Origin of the sequence: Candidatus Hydrogenedens sp. (assembly GCA_035361075.1) — a bacterium.
Taxonomy (GTDB): Bacteria; Hydrogenedentota; Hydrogenedentia; order Hydrogenedentales; family Hydrogenedentaceae; genus Hydrogenedens.
On the sequence record DAOSBX010000014.1, the window covers coordinates 1 to 17,913 of the forward strand.

Consider the following 17,913-nt stretch of genomic DNA (forward strand, 5'->3'; position numbering starts at 1 on the left):
ATTTATCATGTGTTTAATGACTCTCCAAAATTTTTGAGATACTTTTTTTGTATTCATATATACTTCCCTTTTATTAGTTTAAAAATTATTAGTTTAAAAAAATACACAACTTCAACGTAAAATATACACTAAAAAACATATAAACATCAAACAAAAATTAGGGTTATTATAAAGCAGAGCCACCACAGGGAAAAAGGAAGAAACATAATAACAAAAAAGGAATAGGGAAAAAGTAAAGGGAAAATCTTACTATCTGAATTCTTTGTTATATGATGAATTGTAAAAAGGAGAAGATGGTCTCGAAGATTTTCTATAGATGGATGTTTTGAATAATTCGGATAAGACGCTACGGAAATACTTCTATTTCATTGACGAAGTATGATTATAAAACGGGGAAAATAGGTAGTAGGTTATGAGGTGGAGTGAAGATAGGTATGGATTAATTTAAATGAAGAGCAACACAATGTAAAGCTGTTTTAGTGTTGCTTAATTGTAAAGTTGGTTATTTGAAGGTTTAATGTAAGGAAGACATTTAGAGTTGTAGATATATGGGTTTATTGATAATGGTTTTTGATGGCTTTATTAGTCGAGAGCATTTTTGAGGTCGGAGAGAAGGTCGTTAATGTCTTCAATGCCGATACTGAGACGGACAAGGGTTGGTATAACTCCTAATTTTTGTTTTTTCTCTTCGGATAAACCCGCATGGGTCATGTAATAAGGAACACAAAACAAGGATTCAACAGCTCCTAAACTTTCTGCAAGGGTAAATATTTTTACCCGCTGGTAGAAGTTCTCCAGTGTTTTCATATCTTTCAGTTCGATAGTTATCATTCCACCGAAGCGGAGCATTTGTTTTTGGGCAATATCCAAAATGGGTGGTTTTTCCAGTCCAGGATAGTAAACCTTTTTGATTTTAGGATGATGAATGAGATATTGAACAATTTTTTCTGCATTATCGCAATGGCGTTCCATTCGCACATGTAAGGTTTTTATCCCTCGCATTAGAAGATAACAATCAAATGGAGAAGGAACGGCTCCGATACTGTTTTGAATAAACTGAATTGGCTTTATATCTTCAAGATTTTTAACCGTAACAGCACCACCAAGCACATCCGAATGCCCTCCTAAATATTTTGTGCTACTATGAACCACATAATCCGCCCCTAAAAGCAAAGGCTTTTGTAGATAGGGTGTAGCAAAAGTATTATCCACCGCAAGTTTAAGGCCCTCTTTATGCGCTATATTAGCAATGGAATTTATATCTACAATGTTTAATAAAGGGTTGGTTGGAGATTCTATCCATACAAGTCGAGGATTTTTTAATTTCTGAATAGCCTGCTCAAAAGATGACGGGTGATTATCCTCCGCATAAACAACCTCAATACCCCATTGCGAATATATCTTATCCAATAAGCGGACTGTCCCTCCATATAGGTCATGTCCCGCTACAATACCATCGCCTGGAGATAGTGTCTGTATTATTGCGGATATTGCAGAGACACCGGAAGCGAAACATGCAGTTGCGGAACCCTCTTCGAGTTGAGTAATACATTCTTCTAAACTTTTCCGTGTCGGATTTAGTGTGCGTGTATATTCAAATCCTTTATGTTTGCCGGGAGCATCTTGTTGAAAAGTTGTAGCAAGATGAATAGGAGTAACTACTGCTCCAGTTAAGGGGTCGGGCTCCTGTCCAGCATGAATAGCTCGAGTTGCAAATTGCATTATCTTATTCCTTTCCCTGTATGTATTTACCTTGTTTACTTCCGTAATTCATAAAAGTATATCAAATCAGTTCGGGTTATAATCCCTATGAGACGATTATTCTGTCGGATAACAACCGCTGGGTTGCCAGCTAAAAGAAGACGATATACTTCTTCTGTCTTTGTATCCGCATCAAGTACGGGTAAAGGGCGAGCCATTACCTCAGAAAGCGGGGTCGTAGATGGTTTTCCCTGGTGTAAAGCATGCATGATAGTAATCTCTTCAACCGAACCCACAACCTCTTCTCCTTCAACAATAGGTATCTGGGATATTCCCTTTTCACGGAATAATTGTATCGCAGTTTCCAGGTTTTGCTCTTTATTCAAAGTCCAGATATGCCCTTCCCTCCCAATGATTTCAAGGACTTTACCAATATGTGTTTGGTCAGGGGATATATCCGTAAAGCCATTTTTGAACATCCATTCATCATCATACGCTTTACTCAAATAATTTCTACCCGTATCAGGACACATAATAACAATTAAGTCATTATCCGAACAACGCTGAGCATATTTTAATCCTGCATAGATTGCTGTTCCACTGGAACCTCCCAACATAATTCCCTCTTCTCGTGCTAACCTACGAACTGTGTGAAACGATTCCGCATCACTAACACGAATCCATTCATCCACAACATGTGCGTTCAAAGTATGGGGAACGAAATCTTCACCAATTCCCTCTACTTTCCATGATTTAGGGGAATCACCACTTAGTACAGAACCTTCAATATCTGCACCAATAACTTGGACCTTAGAATTTTTTTCCTTTAAGTATTTTCCTACACCACTAATGGTTCCACCTGTGCCCGCACCTGCCACAAAAGCTGTGATTCTCCCTTCTGTTTGTTTCCATATTTCAGGGCCGGTGGTTTTATAATGCATCTCGGGATTGGCTAAATTCTGGAACTGATTAGGTCTCCATGCACCGGGTATTTCACGAGATAAACGGTCCGCAACACCATTATAACTTTGAGGTGAGTCCGGTGGAACATTGGTTGGAGTAATTACTACCTCCGCACCATAAGCACGCAGAAGACGAACCTTATCCGAACTCATCTTATCAGGCATAACACAGATACACCGATACCCTTTCACGCTTGCCACCAGAGCCAGTCCTAAACCGGTATTCCCTGCGGTTGCTTCAATAATTGTGCCCCCTGGCTTGAGCAATCCCTTTTCCTCCGCATCTTTTATCATAGCCAGAGCAATACGGTCTTTTACACTCCCTCCAGGATTAAAATATTCCAACTTCAAGTAAATCTTCGGTTTTAAATCATTATTAATCTTATTCAAACGAACTAAAGGCGTATTTCCAACCGCTTCAAGAATGTCATTATATGCAGGACGAAAAGATAAAGCCATAACCAATCTCCTTAAATGTATTTACTTTTATAGATAAACAAAAAACAAAAAAATATTTATTTTTATTTCGTTGGAAAGGAAAGTAAAAATTTGTCATTTATTCGCAATATTTTTACTACATATAAAATAAATGCAATGAAAATGAATACTTTTTTTTGATATTATAGATTTTCAATTGTTCTATAACTCATCGAAAAGAAAGGGTGTTTTTATGTCAAAAGTAATAGTTACAGGTGGAGCAGGGTTTATTGGCTCGCATGTGGTAGATATATTAATTGAAAATCAGCATAAAGTGCTTATTATTGATAACTTGAGTTCAGGAAAAAGACAGAATTTAAATCCGAAAGCAGATTTCGTTGAAATGGATATTTGTTCAGAACAGATAGATACCATATTTCGTGATTTTCGCCCAGAGTTTGTGGCTCATTTAGCAGCACAAATTGATGTGCGAAAAAGTGTAACAGACCCGATATTTGATGCAAAAGTAAATATATTAGGTGGAATTAATCTATTAAATAGTGCTGTGAAATATGGTGTAAAAAAATTGATCTTTTCCTCCACGGGTGGTGCCATATATGGTGAAACGGATGTTTTGCCTGTTCCAGAGACATATCTTCCCAAACCCATGTCCCCCTATGGAACAAGCAAATTAGCCTTTGAACATTATTTAGGCTTATATCAACGACTTCATGGGTTGAAATACCTCATATTACGATTACCCAATGTTTATGGGCCTCGTCAGAGTCCTGAAGGCGAAGCTGGCGTATGTTCTATACTCACAGGACTAATGCTCAAAGGTAACAAGCCTGTTCTATATGGATACGGAACCCCTCAACGCGACTATGTCTTTGTGAAGGATATTGCACGAGCATTTTTATACGGACTGGAAAAAGGTGAAAATGAAACTGTAAATTTAGGTTCCGCCAGGGGAACAACTGTTCGCGAAATTTTTGATATTATTGCGAATACTGTGGGCTACCACGAAGAACCCCAATTAGCCCCATTGCGTCCTGGTGAAGTCCAAACTATCTACATAACAGGCAATAAAGCCCGAGAGATTCTTGACTGGAGTCCCCAAACGGACCTTAAATCAGGACTTATTCAAACAGTAGAGTTTATAAGAAATAACTGATACTTAATAAAATAAATTTAACATTTTACAGAAATAGAGTGAGGGAAATTTTTTCTGTTGATGTTATGGATTTTAAAATAAGTAAATAGGTAAATAAAGGGTCAGTTTATGATTATAAAAAAGATATTTGCCATATTTTTCAGTTTATTTTTACTGTTTACCCTTGAGTTATCTTCACAAACAATAAAAGTATTTAATTTATGTGAAGAAAAAAAAGAGGAAAAAGAGATAGCATCTCTTAAAAATTTTAAGGAAATGCTCGATTACATAAAAAAAGTAAAAGAAGATGGAAATTTCCCTGAAAGAGGAATAAAAATTGTTATTTGTGGGGATGAGTATAAAGTATCCGAACGCTTTATTTTTACAGAGGAACATAGTGGGGATGGGGGAAAGCCAATTATTATTACAGTAGAGAATAAATCGGTCATAAGTGGAGGTATCCAGATAAAAAATTTCAAAAAACTAAATGAAGATAGGAAGGGAAGAATAAAAAAAAGTGTACAGGAGAAATTATATGTAGCGGACTTGAAAGACTACGGATTAAAGTCATTGCCGCCATTGGAATTAGGAGGTTTTGGGAGTTTAAAATTAAGGGAGAAGGACCGTAGCTATAAGGGATATACCACATTCCCTTATGTGGAATTATTTTTCAATGGTCAACCTATGACTCTGGCAAGGTATCCCAATGAAGGTTTTATACATGTAGCGGGGGTAGAGGGAGAGCCTGTGAATAAGTTAGAAAGCTTTTCAACAATGAAAGATGTTGTGCTAAAAGTAGACAATTGCCCTTTGAAAAATTGGGTAATGGAACCCAATATACTACTTCACGGTTACTGGTATTTTGACTGGGCAGACTCGTATGAGACAGTAGAGAAAATAACACCTGATACCGCAAAAATAAAACTGGCACATTCCGCCTCTGCTTATGGCTATAAAGAAGGGGCACGATTTTATGCTTTGAATATGCTATGTGAATTAGACCAACCTGGAGAATGGTATCTGGATAGAGAAAATATGCTTTTGTATTTTTATCCTCCAGACTCACTGGATTCCGCTCAAATTGATTTTTCATGGTTTGAGGGACCCATGTTTGTTTTTAACAATGCTAAACATATTTATTTAGAAGGCATTGATTTTCAGTTATGTTCGGGGAATATTATAGAGATATATGGAGGGGAAGATATTCAAATACGGGGTTGTTCTTTTATGAATAGTGGTGGATATGGTGTTAATATTGATGGAGGGAGAAACCATTGTATCCAATCTTGTGATTTCAAAACATTAGGGAAAGGGGGTGTCTTTTTGAAAGGAGGTGACCGCAAAACACTGACCCCGAGCGGGTTCAAAGTGGATAATTGCTATTTTTACGATTTAGACCGTGTTGACCATACCTATAATCCAGCAGTGTACGGGGAAGGAGTAGGACATGTAATTTCCCATAATTTTGTTCATAAGAACCCGAGTAGTGCTTTTCGCATGGATGGAAACGATATTATTGTAGAATACAATGAGGTTTGCGATGTAGTTCGTGAATCAGACGACCAGGGAGGTTTGGATAGTTATGGAAACCCGACCTATCGCGGTATGGTGTATCGGTATAACTATTGGCACCATATCGGAAATTGGGACAAGTCAGGTCTGCGTTTACAGGGGGGAGTGAGATTGGATTTTCCTATATCAGGGGTAAAAATCTATGGTAATATTTTTTATCGAGCCTCCGCAAAAGATGGCATTTTCGGTGGAGTTCAGGTAAACGGTGGTAAGGATAACCTGATAGAAAACAATATCTTTGCGGACTGCTTTATAGGGGTTACCTTTCAGACCTGCACCGAAGAAGAATGGAAAAATATTGTGAATGAGGCTTTCAACAAACCCGATATGGATTACAACCTCTATGTGCAGAGATATCCGGAAATAGCACACATTTATGAGGACCGAAATAAAAATACTGTGCGAAGAAACATATTCTGGAAATGTAACGAAGTAATGCGAAAAATGGAGGCAAACCAGATTATCTTTGAGGACAATCTGGTAAATAACGACAATGCCTTATTCCCCCAATCTGCACAGGGTAACTTTGAGATAAATAAAGATATACTATCTACATTAAACTTCAATTTTGAGACCATTCCCTTTACCCAAATCGGCTTATACAAAGACAAATACAGAGAAAAGATACAGGATGAAATAATAAAAAATTTGAGGAATAATTAAATTTATTAATCATTATATATAGTATTAGTGAAAAATATAATACAAAATTAATTACAGGTTTTTTAGGGTAATAGTAAAGGTAATTCGTAGGGTATTTTAATATTTTGTTTGGGGAAGTTAAAAAAGGGTATTTATAAATATGACCCTGATTTCATTCAGAAAAAAGAGTTGTTTGAATTTCCTATTTCAGTGAAGGAAGAAATATTTAAAAGAGACAATTATCGTTGTGTAGTTTGTGGAAGAGGCAAAGCAGATGGGGTAGAGATACATGCGGACCATAAAATTCCTCTGGATAAGGGAGGGATAAATACTGCTGAAAATGGACAGACATTATGTTCGGAACATAACATTTTAAAGAAAAATTATTCTCAGACAGAGTTTGGGAAGAGATTTATAATAAGGCTTTATAAAGAGGCGAAAGAGAAAGGGGATAATAGGATTATACAGTTTTGCAAGGAGATTTTTGATGTCTATGATAAATATAAGATTGATGTGCATATAAACCGACCAGATAAAATAGATAAGGTGGACAATGCACATTGTAGTAAGAGGTGAGGATAAGATTTTGGGATGTGGTTTATATTAGTTTTCCGGGATTGAGGATATTTTTGGGGTCGATTTGTGATTTGATTTGTCGAAGGAGTTCGTAGATAAGGGCAGATTTTTCACTTGCAAACCAGGGCTTATGGTCGGTGCCGATTCCATGATGGTGTGAAATGGTGGCATTATGTTCACGAATTACATTAGAAGCGGTATTTTTAATTCTATGCCACTGCTGAGAAGGGTCTTTCTGGGAACGGGGAAATACAAATGTAAAATAAAGACTCGCCCCATCTAAATAGGCATGGCTGAGATGTGCCATAACGATAGGGAATTGAGGTTTTTGGTCAGGGTCGTTTTGGATAGTATCCCGAATGGCGTTATATATGGCTTCGTGCAGGTTAAGAAGGTTGCTCCAACGTGTTGCAGTTTCTAATGTATCTACACCAAGTCCAAAATCTAACATTTCATCACGGAGATAGGGGAGAAGAAATCGTTGTTTGAACCATTGGTTGGCAATACCTTCACCAAGGGAGATTGCCTGATAATTTGTACATATATTTTCTATTACCTGTTTGCCTGAGGTAATGCATAGGGAATCTCCTTCCAGCCCTATAAGCATGAGACAGAATTGGGGTAGCGATGATGGGTCGCCTCCGCCCATCTGCATAGCGGTATAGAAGAAGGTCTCCTGGGCATCGGAGAGTCGTATCATAGCAAGGGGGATATCTGTTTGCATTAGTTGTCGGCTGGCTTCGACGCCTGCTTCGAATGAGGGAAATATATATGCATTGTAATACTTTTCCTGAGGAAGTGGATGGATACGGAATTCTATATTCGTCATAATGCCCAAAGTGCCTTCGGAACCGGGGATAAGGTCTTTGATTTGAGGTCCAGCGGCGGAAGCTGGGAATGCTTCTGTTTTCCATAATCCAGCGGGACTTATTACTTCTGCTCCTGCGAACCAGTCCTCTGCTTTTCCGTAACGGATAGATTGATGACCTGCTCCCCGAGCAGAAACCCATCCCCCTAATGTCGAAAATTCAAATGACTGAGGATAATGCCCTAAAGTAAAGCCTTCCTTTCGTAAAAGTTCTTCTAAATGAGGTCCTTCTATTCCACTTTCTGCACATGCGATTCGCGATTTTGTATCAATATTTATGAGATGGTTCATTGCACGTAGGTCAAGGGTTGCAATTCCTAAATGATTTTGCCCTTTTATTGGATTTACTCCGCCGACGACGCTTGTGCCCCCGCCAAAAGGGATAATTGCTACATCGTTTAGTGAAGCCCAGTGGATAATGTTAATAACTTCTTCTTTTGTCTTCGGATAGATGACAATATCTGGAACATTTGGTAATCTACCCGAACGCAAGGTTAATGTGTCTAAATAACTCTTCCCACGAGCATGTATAATTCGTTCTATGGGTTCGGATGTTACTTTCCCCTGTGGTATTTTTGCTTTTAATTCGGATATAAGTGGAGGTGGTAGTGCAGGTTCACTCATCTGAATGGAATTTATATCAACAGGTGGGGTATAAGGTAGTTCTGCAAATCCTGAGAGTTCACGTAACCAATTCCAGAAAGAATCCCTTTTATCTTTAAGTAAATCGGGACCTTGTATTAGTCCCCATCCGTACCATTTCCGTTCATTGAGATTCATCCGTTGTTCCTTATTTTTATTTTTTCCCCAAGGAAAGGAAATTTTGTAGTAGGATTTTACCATATTCAGTGAGGATACTTTCAGGGTGGAATTGGACGCCCCAAATAGGCAATTCTTTATGTTCCACTGCCATGATTTCGCCTTCTTTTGTTTCCGCGACAATTTTTAACACTTCTGGGCATGTGTCCCGTTTAATTAGGAGGGAATGGTAGCGAGTCGCTTCAAAAGGTGATGGAATACCTTTAAATAAGGGGGCATTGGTGTGGTAAATTTCACTAATTTTTCCATGCATGATTCGTTCTGCACGAACAATGTCGCCCCCAAAGGCGTACCCAATACTTTGATGCCCAAGACACACGCCTAAAATGGGATATTTATGTCCCAATTGTTTGATGACCTCTACGGAAATACCTGCTTCGCGGGGTGTGCAGGGGCCTGGGGAAATAACAATATAATCGGGATTAATTTGCTCAATCTCCGGGATGGTAATCGTATCGTTCCGATAGACCTTCATCTCCGGGTGCATTTCACCTAAATATTGGACAAGGTTGTAGGTAAAGGAGTCATAATTGTCAATAAAAAGAATCATAGTTCCAATCCTTTCTCAGCAAATTCTACTGCTTTGAACAGTGCTTTTGCTTTGTTAACAGTTTCTATGTATTCACGTTCGGGGTCGCTGTCATAAACGATACCCGCTCCTGCCTGTAAATAAGCAATACCATCCTTTACAATCATGGTGCGGATAAGAATACAGGTGTCCATATCGCCTGTGAAACTAACATAACCAGCACCACCAGCATAGGGTCCGCGTCGTTCTGGTTCTAATTCATCTATAATTTCCATAGCCCGAATTTTAGGTGCTCCTGAAACGGTTCCCATAGGGAATGTTGCTTGTAATGCATCGAAGGCATCGCATTCAGGACGAAGTTCACCTTCAACTTCAGTTACAATGTGCATAACATGGGAATATCTCTCAATGACCATGAATCGGTTTGGAACGGGTTTAACGGTTCCGATTTTACAAACGCGACCTAAATCGTTTCTTCCGAGGTCAACCAACATGATGTGTTCAGCCCGTTCTTTTTCGTCTGCAATCAGTTCCTTTTCGAGAGCCAGGTCTTCATCAGGGGTATTTCCACGAGGTCGTGTTCCTGCAATGGGACGAAGTAGGCATCGGCGTTGTTTTACCTGCGTCATTACCTCAGGACTGGAACCGACAAGGGCTAATTCGGGGAATTGCATAAGTAGCATGTAAGGGGAAGGATTGATTCGCCGTAACGCACGATATAAGTTGATAGGACTGGCGTAGACAGGTCTTGCAAAACGTTGAGAAAGAACAACTTGAAATATGTCGCCAGCACAGATATATTCACGGGCTTTATCTACTGCTTTACAGAAATCTTCTTTGCAGAAATTTGATTTAATTTCAATTTGCCCGTTAGTTTGGTGAACATGTTCTGTAGAAACTGCTAAAGGACCGCGAAGTCGTGCTTCAATTTCCCCAATTTTACGGATGGATTCATTATATGCGTTTTCTGCATTAGAACGAACATGAGCGTTGGAGACAATCATGATGCGATTATTCAAATGGTCAAAAATAAGTAAGGTATCGGTTATCATGAAATAAATATCAGGCAAACCCAAAGTATCGGGATTTTTATCAGGTATGTTTTCAAAAAATCGGATTGTATCGTAAGAAATGTAACCTACTGCCCCTCCAAAAAAAGGAGGAAGTCCCTGCACTATTACAGGGGTATATTCGTTCATGAGTTTTCGCAATTCGTTCCATGGCTGGTCTGAGGTGAAAGAGCCTGTAATTCCATTCCGAGTGATACTGATATTATTTCCTCGTGCTTGAAAAATGACGGACGGATTGGCACCTAAAAAGGAATATCTACCGAGGATTTCGGCATGTTCTACACTTTCAAGTAAGAATGAATAAGGGTATCCCCTTGAGATTTTTAAATAGGCACTTACAGGGGTTTCTAAGTCGGCTAATAATTCTTTATATACAGGCACAATAGAACCTTGCCGAGCAATTGTGCGAAATTCATCAAAGGATGGGTAAATCATAAAAATCTCCTTTTTGTTTATTCTTTGGCGACACCATCGCCATCTAAGATTATAGATTCATCGGTTTCTACTCTACGGTAAAAGCAACTGGTTTCATTTGTGTGACAGGTTGGTCCTGCTGGGTCACAGCGAAGTAATAAAGCATCGCCATCGCAATCGATGCGTATCTCCCGCACGTTAAGAACATTACCTGAGGTTTCTCCTTTACGCCAGAGTTTTTGCCGTGAACGTGACCAGAAACAGGCAATACCTTCTTTTAGTGTGATTTTTAATGATTCGGAATTCATATATCCAACCATAAGCACTTGACCCGTTTCTACATGTTGAATGACAGCAACAATAAGACCTTGGTTGTCAAACTTAATTAAATCGTTGAGTTTCATGGTTAATCTCCTATTATTTTTTTATTGTTATCATATTAAAATAATTTCGTATAGGTAAATTACTTTTAAAGAGAGGGAGGAATATAAGAAGGGAGATTTTAAGGTATCACCATCGAAATATGTGGGCAGGATGAAGACACACCCCTTGTGTGATTGTAGAGATGTTACAAATTAAAAAAATATTTTCCATTAGTTCATCCTGTTTTTTTGTTAGATACTATTATAATCGCACAGGAACACCATGGTTTGCAAGAAATTCTTTTGCTTCGCGAATGGAATATTCTGCAAAATGGAAGATAGATGCAGCAAGAGCAGCGTCTGCTTTGCCTTCCTGTAAGGCGGACCGCAGATGTTCTAAATTCCCTGCGCCACCGCTGGCGATAACGGGAATATTAACTGCTTCTGCTACTGCACGAGTTAGTTCAATGTCGTAACCTTCTTTGGTACCATCAGCATCCATAGCGGTAAGTAAAATTTCTCCAGCCCCACGTCGTTCTGCTTCCATAGCCCATGCTACGGGTTCTAATTCGGTAGGTTTGCCACCATCTCTACCACCGTGACTTTTCACGATATAGCGATTACCTACCTTTTTGGCATCGATGGCGACGACAATACATTGCGAACCGAAACGAGCAGAAGACTCATTAATAAAATCGGGATTTAGGATGGCGGGGGTATTTATGGAAACTTTATCCGCACCTGCACTAAGAAGAAGACGAATATCTTCTATGGTTCGGATACCGCCTCCAACACAAAGAGGCATAAATACCTGTTCGGCTGTTTTCTGAACGACATCTAACATCGTTTTACGATTATCTGTTGAGGCGCGAATGTCTAAAAATACAATTTCGTCTGCTCCCTCTTCATCATAACGGCGAGCTATTTCAACAGGGTCGCCCGCATCACGCAAACCTAAGAATTTTACACCTTTTACAACTCGACCATCAGCCACATCTAAACAAGGTATAATACGTTTACACAGCACGTATAAACTCCTTAATATTTAGGAAATTCTGTGTTGTTGGGTGAGTCGGACTTATCAGACCAGTCAGACTTGTCAGACAAATCAGACGGGTTGGATAGGTCGGACAGAGTCGGAAGAGGATTTATCTCTTCTTGTTTGGGTTCTTCTATTTTGCATGAAAGGTAATCATCAGAGATGGGTTTTTCATCCAGTGGAGCGGTTGATAGAGACGTTTTTGTTTGAACGGTTTTTTCTTCTGGGATATTGGTTTCGGTAGTCTCATATTTTTGTGAAATTGTATCGAAAGCGGTTTTCCCTAAGGATGAGTAAATTTTATCACTATCTAATTGGAAACTATCTAATTTAATGAGCACTGGGGGTGAAATGGAAAGCCCAAAATAACTATTGAGGAATTCTTCAATGCGATGAATTATCAGTTCCTGAATATCTGGTAAGTTCTGGTCTTCTGTTAAATTAATAATGGGATTTACTACTACGCATACCTTTTTTTGGTCTTTACTTGGAGTTAAGGTGATGGAGACTTGTTTTAATGGAGCAACTTTTTTGAGCATGGCTTCGCATTCTTTCTCTACTGTTGCGAGATTGATTTCCGACACGCCGTTTTCGAGGTTCTGTTTAATGATACGAATTGCAGGTTTTTTTCGTCGTAAGGAAGGAAGGAAGGAATAAACACCTATCAGGATAAAAGCAATTCCTGATAGTAATTTAAACGAACCTGGAAATAGCACGTCCAGAGAGCCATCTGTCGTTTTTTCGATATAAGAACATACATATGGACATTGGATAAATTGTCCAACGAATGCTATTCCAACAATAATCACTAACAAAGCAGAAAGTTTCAAGAAGACAAGTTTCATATTGTAATCCTTATCGTTATTTTTTATTAATATTTGATTTTAACATGTTATCTATGTTTTTTTCATGTACATACTATTTTTCATTGCCATTATAACGTATCAAATCTTCCCTGAGTTTCTATTAAACTGTCCTTTTTGAAGTTAAAAGGTAAAAAGATTTAAATTATATATCTCTTATTGTTTTTATTGAATTGTTTGTTTTTTAACATATCATAGCAAAGGAACGATTATGAGCAAGATTTGTTTTTTAGGTGCGGGAAGTACTGTTTTTGCGAAGAATGTTTTAGGTGATTGTATGCATGTTGAAGCACTTCGGGATGCGACGGTTGCATTATTGGATATTGACCCAGAACGGTTGGGTGAATCAGAGCGAATGGTCAAAAATCTGAATAGGACGTTAGGGGCGGATATGAAGATTGAGTCATATCTGGCTGAAGATGCGGATAAGGCGTTTAAGGATGCAAATTATATTGTTAACGCCATACAGGTAGGTGGTTATGAACCATGTACTGTAATTGATTTTGAAATTCCTAAGAAGTATGGATTAAGGCAAACAATAGGCGATACTTTAGGTATTGGAGGTATTTTCCGTGCATTGCGGACTATCCCTGTGATGTTGAAGTATTGCGAAGTTATTGAAAAGGTAGCCCCCGATGCTCTCCTGTTGAATTATACGAATCCAATGGCAATGGTTACAGGGGCTATCTTAAAAGCGACGTCAGTGCGAACAGTGGGTTTATGTCATAGCGTTCAGGTATGTGCACCACAATTATGTTTGATGTTAGAACTACCAGACGATAATTTGCAGTGGAGGATTGCAGGTATTAATCATCAGGCATGGTTATTGGAAGTGAAACGGGATGGAAAAGACTTGTATCCCGAAATTAAACGTCGGGCGGAACTGCCAGAATACCGCTGGAAGGATACAGTTCGATTCGAAATTATGAAACGGTTCGGATATTATGTGACCGAGTCGAGTGAACATAATGCGGAATATGTTCCGTGGTTTATCAAGAGTAAAGCACCACAGTTAATTGATGAATTTAATATACCTTTGGATGAATATCTAAAACGTTGTATTGCACAGATAGAAGCGTGGAAATATATCAGGGATGAATTGACAAGTTTAGATAAGCCATTGTCTCACGAACGAACACATGAATATGCATCGTATATATTAGAAGCGATAGAAACAGGGAAGCCATTTACCTTTGGTGGAAATGTATTAAATTATGGGTTGATTACTAACCTGCCCTATAAATGTTGTGTTGAAGTGATGTGTGTTGCAGACCGTAGCGGAATAACGCCTACCTATGTTGGAGACTTGCCTGTACAATGTGCAGGACTTAATCGGACAAATATAAATGTGCAGGAGGTTACTATCGAAGCAGTTTTGACAGGGAAGAAGGAACATATCTATCAAGCGGCAATGTTAGACCCACACACATCAGCGGAACTGACTATTGATGAAATTGTACATCTCTGTGATGACCTGATTGAGGCTCACGGCTCCTGGTTACCAGAATTCCATTAACGAATTTTCCAACACAAAAATAGTTTCGAGGGGAAAAGGGTGATTTTTTATTAATCTGCATGCCAGTGGAAAGTATGATGGGCTCCTAACATACGCGCATTAAGTTTAGGTGGAACCACATTTGCAGGGGAATTACTTATGTGGATTACTCCCTCCATAATATCTAATTTGTTCGCTTGAGCCCAATGTACCGCAAAGGTAATCATATCCAGACAAACGCCCCTATTTTGGCTGTCTGAAATAACTCCCGTCAGTTCAACATCGCCTATCACAACACCCAATGTGTGTTTTATTTCTTCGTCTACTGTGACCGTAGTGTAACCTACAATTTGATTGTCTATTTCAGCAACCAAAAAACATTTTGCTCTACCTAACAAGGAGTTTTTAAGCCACTCATGGAACATAACAGGTACCTTGTTTGTATTTCTAATTTTTTCATCTAAAAAGAACCGATTAAGAGGAGGTATAAATTTTTCGGTAAGTTGTTCCAGTTTAGGCAAGTCGTCGAGAGTAGCAATTCGGATAGGAATGTGATGCGTTCGCTCTAATACAAAGTTGTTACGAAAGTCCCAAACATGATGTATATGTGTTGCGATGAGGTTGAAATGATTTTTAGTAAGTGCCTTTATTCCATGTAAATCTATTGGGGATATATGTACATCTATAAATTGAATGGCATGTTCTTTAGCCCATGCTACCATTTTAGAGATGAGTGCCAATTTTATTTCATAATCCGTATCTGATTCATTAGCCAAGATGTATTTGATTCTTGCACAAGGGAACCCAAAAATGGTGGAGTCCCAAGGAAGAAGTTGCAAAATGAGCAGACCTTGAACTTGGTTTTTATTATAGGCTACAAAAAAATTAACGTTTTTTCCTGAACAATTTTTTATCTCTTTATACATGTATGAAATAAATTGTTCTTTTGTAATACCACGAATGTAGTCATAAGGAAATATCTTTTGACGTTCGAGTAGATTGAGTAGATCTTCTTTTCGGATGCTTTTACATAGGGATATTTCAACGGTGCTCATCAGTTAAAACCTGTTCTATAATGTAGTAGGGTCTATGTTGAACTTCGCGATATGTACGGCTTATGTACGCACAAAGGATACTGGTACATAGGATTTGCACACCGACGAGGATAAAGAATAGGGCTGTTACCGTTGCCATATCATTATATGTCATGTTCCATAAGATACGTCGTAATAATATTCTAAGACCAATTCCAAAGCCAATAATTGCAAAGAGGAAACCGATAAAGCCCATTATCTCTACTGGTAATGTGCTGATGCTCGCAATGATATCAAAATTAATCCAAAATAAAGACCAAATCTTATATCTACTTCGACCTTTTTTTCGTTTTCTTTGAGTAATCGGAAGAGAGTTTATTTTAAGTCCCATCCATGCCACCTCAGCAGGAATATATCGTGAATGATGAGTTGCCTGAATCAGTTTCTTTATAGTGGGGCGATTGAAACAAGCCATACCACATCCCATATCCATTAATTGGACACGGGTTATTTTTGTGATAATCCAGTTTACTATTCGTGAGAAAAATGTGCGGAATATACTATCCTGCCGAGATTGTCGCCAGCCTTGGACAAAGTCGTAGTTGCCTTCTTCTAATGTTTTTATTAACGTTGGAATTTCCTGAGGTGGATTCTGACCATCTGCATCAATAGTAACAATGACATTCCCCTGTGAATAATTAAACCCTGCGTATAATGCTGGATGTTGACCAAAGTTGCGTGTCAAGCGGATAACTTTTACCTGCGGTTTTTCTTCATGATACTTTTTTAAAATTTCAAATGTATTATCTTTACTGCCATCATCCACGGTTATAATTTCATACGAACGACCTAAATTATCCATGACCGCGATAATTTCATCTAATACTGTGGTAATATTTTCCGCTTCATTATAAACTGGAATAACAATGCTTATTTCTACCGCGTTTTCTATTTTCATTCAATAGTCAATCCTATCATAACAATTTGCGCACCTGTTCTTGTATTAATAATAAAGATGGCATATATTCATTTCTGTCTAAATTACCCAAACTGTTTTCTATCCATTGTATCACATGTTCAATCACATCCTTACGCCATTTGCGAGCAGGCTTTGATAATTCGTCACGCAAATATTGAATATCACGCAACATATTTTTTCGTATTTCTCCTTCTAATGGTGTTAGGTCTGCCTCAACAACTAATTGTTCCATAATGTCCAGAATCTCCGCCGTGTCTTCTTCAAGTCCTTCTGGAAATGCAGGGAAGAGACGGTCGAACTCACGCGAATCCTCTACAAGGTCAATTCCCTTAGGTGTGATTCGGACTGCAACAAAAAGTGGAGGGTTATACCCTGTAATGAGTTCTACTAAATTGCGGTCAAAAAGGTAATGAATATTTACCGCTAATTGTTTTTTATCAATCTTTCCTGTTTCCAAAAAGTCCTCTGGGCCCAACATTTCTGTTGGGTTTTCTAAATATCGCTCATACAACTTTTCTAATATCCACCGTCGAATTGCCTTTGGATGTTTATACTTCTTCATAATCTATCGACCCATAATAACATTATGTGTTCAAGGTTGCTAATTAAAAAAGTATAATAAATATACCCCAAAATAAAAACAGAAATAAAATTTCTTAATTAACACCAAAAATTTCAATTTTTTAAATTATATTTAACATTTAACGTTATAATATTAATAGTAGTATATTGTTATATTTACAGTAATAAATATTTAATTAAGGAGTTTGGGTATATGAAGAAGTATGTGAGTGTTATTGGATTTTGTCTGGCGATGTTGATGTTTGTGCAAGGATGTGAGCAGGTAGGTGATTTGTCGAAGGATATGATTAAGGCGAGGCAGGTATATCGTTGGTGGCGTGGGTTGCAATTGGCTTATTCACCGAAAAATGTTGTTTTTACTACAAATGATGTTATGGATGGCATAAAAAAGGAGTTTCGGGTCTGGAATAGATTTCTGATTGGGACGAGAATGGAGTTTATAGTTCAACCGATGGAGGAGTGGATTGTTGTTGCTCCTGATGAAGGTGTATCTAAGGGACCGTGGGATAGGGAGGCTATCTCTGTGAAGTTGGATAATTCCGTACTTGGAATGGTGTCAAATACCTCTCCGTTGGAGTCAGCAATAAAAATAAAGGTATTGGACGGTGTGGAGAGAGAGGTTAAAGTACGAGTAGTTAGTAACCTTAATGTTTCAGGAGAAGGTATTCAGGATAGAAACCGAGAAAGAACTCGCGATAGGTTGAATGAAAATCAACGAGAAGGGAATAATAACGGGGGTAATAATAGCAACGTGGATAATGGTAGAAACAATGGTGCAAATGGTAGAAATAGAGGCGGAAATGGTAGAGGTGGAAATTAGTAACGGTTTTAATATA

At 38.3% G+C, this 17,913-nt stretch carries 16 protein-coding genes; 5 read left to right on the forward strand and 11 right to left on the reverse strand.

Features of this window, described 5'->3' with window-relative positions:
* Nucleotides 1–582: 582 nt before the first annotated feature.
* A complete protein-coding gene (locus PLJ10_05915) occupies nt 583–1,722 on the reverse strand; it encodes a PLP-dependent aspartate aminotransferase family protein (protein HOK09182.1) in 1,140 nt (379 codons plus the stop codon).
* Nucleotides 1,723–1,757: 35 nt separating this feature from the next.
* A complete protein-coding gene (locus PLJ10_05920) occupies nt 1,758–3,122 on the reverse strand; it encodes a cystathionine beta-synthase (GenBank protein ID HOK09183.1) in 1,365 nt (454 codons plus the stop codon).
* 211 nt (nt 3,123–3,333) lie between these two features.
* Between PLJ10_05920 and PLJ10_05925 the strand changes: the two genes are divergently transcribed.
* The 3 genes from PLJ10_05925 to PLJ10_05935 all read left to right on the forward strand — a co-directional run bounded on the left by PLJ10_05925 (nt 3,334) and on the right by PLJ10_05935 (nt 7,023).
* Nucleotides 3,334–4,254: an NAD-dependent epimerase/dehydratase family protein gene (locus PLJ10_05925; GenBank protein HOK09184.1), complete on the forward strand. Its 921-nt coding sequence runs from the start codon at nt 3,334–3,336 to the stop codon at nt 4,252–4,254.
* Between the two features lie 108 nt (nt 4,255–4,362).
* A complete protein-coding gene (locus PLJ10_05930; GenBank protein HOK09185.1) occupies nt 4,363–6,468 on the forward strand; it encodes a right-handed parallel beta-helix repeat-containing protein in 2,106 nt (701 codons plus the stop codon).
* 108 nt (nt 6,469–6,576) lie between these two features.
* Nucleotides 6,577–7,023: an HNH endonuclease signature motif containing protein gene (locus tag PLJ10_05935; protein HOK09186.1), complete on the forward strand. Its 447-nt coding sequence runs from the start codon at nt 6,577–6,579 to the stop codon at nt 7,021–7,023.
* Nucleotides 7,024–7,045: 22 nt separating this feature from the next.
* On the opposite strand, the gene PLJ10_05940 is transcribed toward PLJ10_05935, so the two are convergent.
* From PLJ10_05940 to PLJ10_05965, 6 genes are all read right to left on the reverse strand, one after another.
* Complete coding sequence (locus PLJ10_05940) at nt 7,046–8,671, reverse strand: FAD-binding oxidoreductase (protein HOK09187.1); 1,626 nt, start codon at nt 8,669–8,671, stop codon at nt 7,046–7,048.
* A gap of 16 nt (nt 8,672–8,687) precedes the next feature.
* Nucleotides 8,688–9,260 carry an aminodeoxychorismate/anthranilate synthase component II gene (locus PLJ10_05945; protein ID HOK09188.1) on the reverse strand — a complete coding sequence of 191 codons (573 nt, stop codon included), beginning with the start codon at nt 9,258–9,260 and terminating at the stop codon, nt 8,688–8,690.
* Nucleotides 9,257–10,744 carry an anthranilate synthase component I gene (gene trpE / locus PLJ10_05950; GenBank protein ID HOK09189.1) on the reverse strand — a complete coding sequence of 496 codons (1,488 nt, stop codon included), beginning with the start codon at nt 10,742–10,744 and terminating at the stop codon, nt 9,257–9,259. The genes PLJ10_05945 and trpE overlap by 4 nt, the downstream gene beginning before the upstream one ends.
* A 17-nt stretch (nt 10,745–10,761) precedes the next feature.
* Nucleotides 10,762–11,127, reverse strand: a complete 366-nt coding sequence (hisI, locus tag PLJ10_05955; protein HOK09190.1) for a phosphoribosyl-AMP cyclohydrolase — start codon at nt 11,125–11,127, stop codon at nt 10,762–10,764.
* Nucleotides 11,128–11,347: 220 nt separating this feature from the next.
* Nucleotides 11,348–12,112 carry an imidazole glycerol phosphate synthase subunit HisF gene (hisF, locus tag PLJ10_05960; protein ID HOK09191.1) on the reverse strand — a complete coding sequence of 255 codons (765 nt, stop codon included), beginning with the start codon at nt 12,110–12,112 and terminating at the stop codon, nt 11,348–11,350.
* A gap of 11 nt (nt 12,113–12,123) precedes the next feature.
* Entirely contained in the window at nt 12,124–12,969 is an 846-nt protein-coding gene (locus PLJ10_05965) for a hypothetical protein (GenBank protein ID HOK09192.1), read from the reverse strand.
* Between the two features lie 229 nt (nt 12,970–13,198).
* Between PLJ10_05965 and PLJ10_05970 the strand changes: the two genes are divergently transcribed.
* The gene (locus PLJ10_05970) at nt 13,199–14,503 is read left to right on the forward strand and encodes an alpha-glucosidase/alpha-galactosidase (protein ID HOK09193.1); all 1,305 of its coding nucleotides are present in this window, start codon (nt 13,199–13,201) and stop codon (nt 14,501–14,503) included.
* A 50-nt stretch (nt 14,504–14,553) separates the two neighbouring features.
* Here the strand turns inward: PLJ10_05970 and PLJ10_05975 are convergent, their stop codons facing one another.
* The 3 genes from PLJ10_05975 to PLJ10_05985 are packed head-to-tail and all read right to left on the reverse strand — an operon-like array spanning nt 14,554 to nt 17,057.
* Nucleotides 14,554–15,537 carry a hypothetical protein gene (locus PLJ10_05975; protein ID HOK09194.1) on the reverse strand — a complete coding sequence of 328 codons (984 nt, stop codon included), beginning with the start codon at nt 15,535–15,537 and terminating at the stop codon, nt 14,554–14,556.
* Nucleotides 15,524–16,474: a glycosyltransferase family 2 protein gene (locus PLJ10_05980; protein ID HOK09195.1), complete on the reverse strand. Its 951-nt coding sequence runs from the start codon at nt 16,472–16,474 to the stop codon at nt 15,524–15,526. The genes PLJ10_05975 and PLJ10_05980 overlap by 14 nt, the downstream gene beginning before the upstream one ends.
* A gap of 16 nt (nt 16,475–16,490) precedes the next feature.
* Complete coding sequence (locus PLJ10_05985) at nt 16,491–17,057, reverse strand: hypothetical protein (protein ID HOK09196.1); 567 nt, start codon at nt 17,055–17,057, stop codon at nt 16,491–16,493.
* Between the two features lie 213 nt (nt 17,058–17,270).
* Here PLJ10_05985 and PLJ10_05990 point away from each other — a divergent pair, with 213 nt between their 5' ends.
* Nucleotides 17,271–17,897: a hypothetical protein gene (locus tag PLJ10_05990; protein HOK09197.1), complete on the forward strand. Its 627-nt coding sequence runs from the start codon at nt 17,271–17,273 to the stop codon at nt 17,895–17,897.
* The last annotated feature ends 16 nt before the right edge of the window (nt 17,898–17,913 follow it).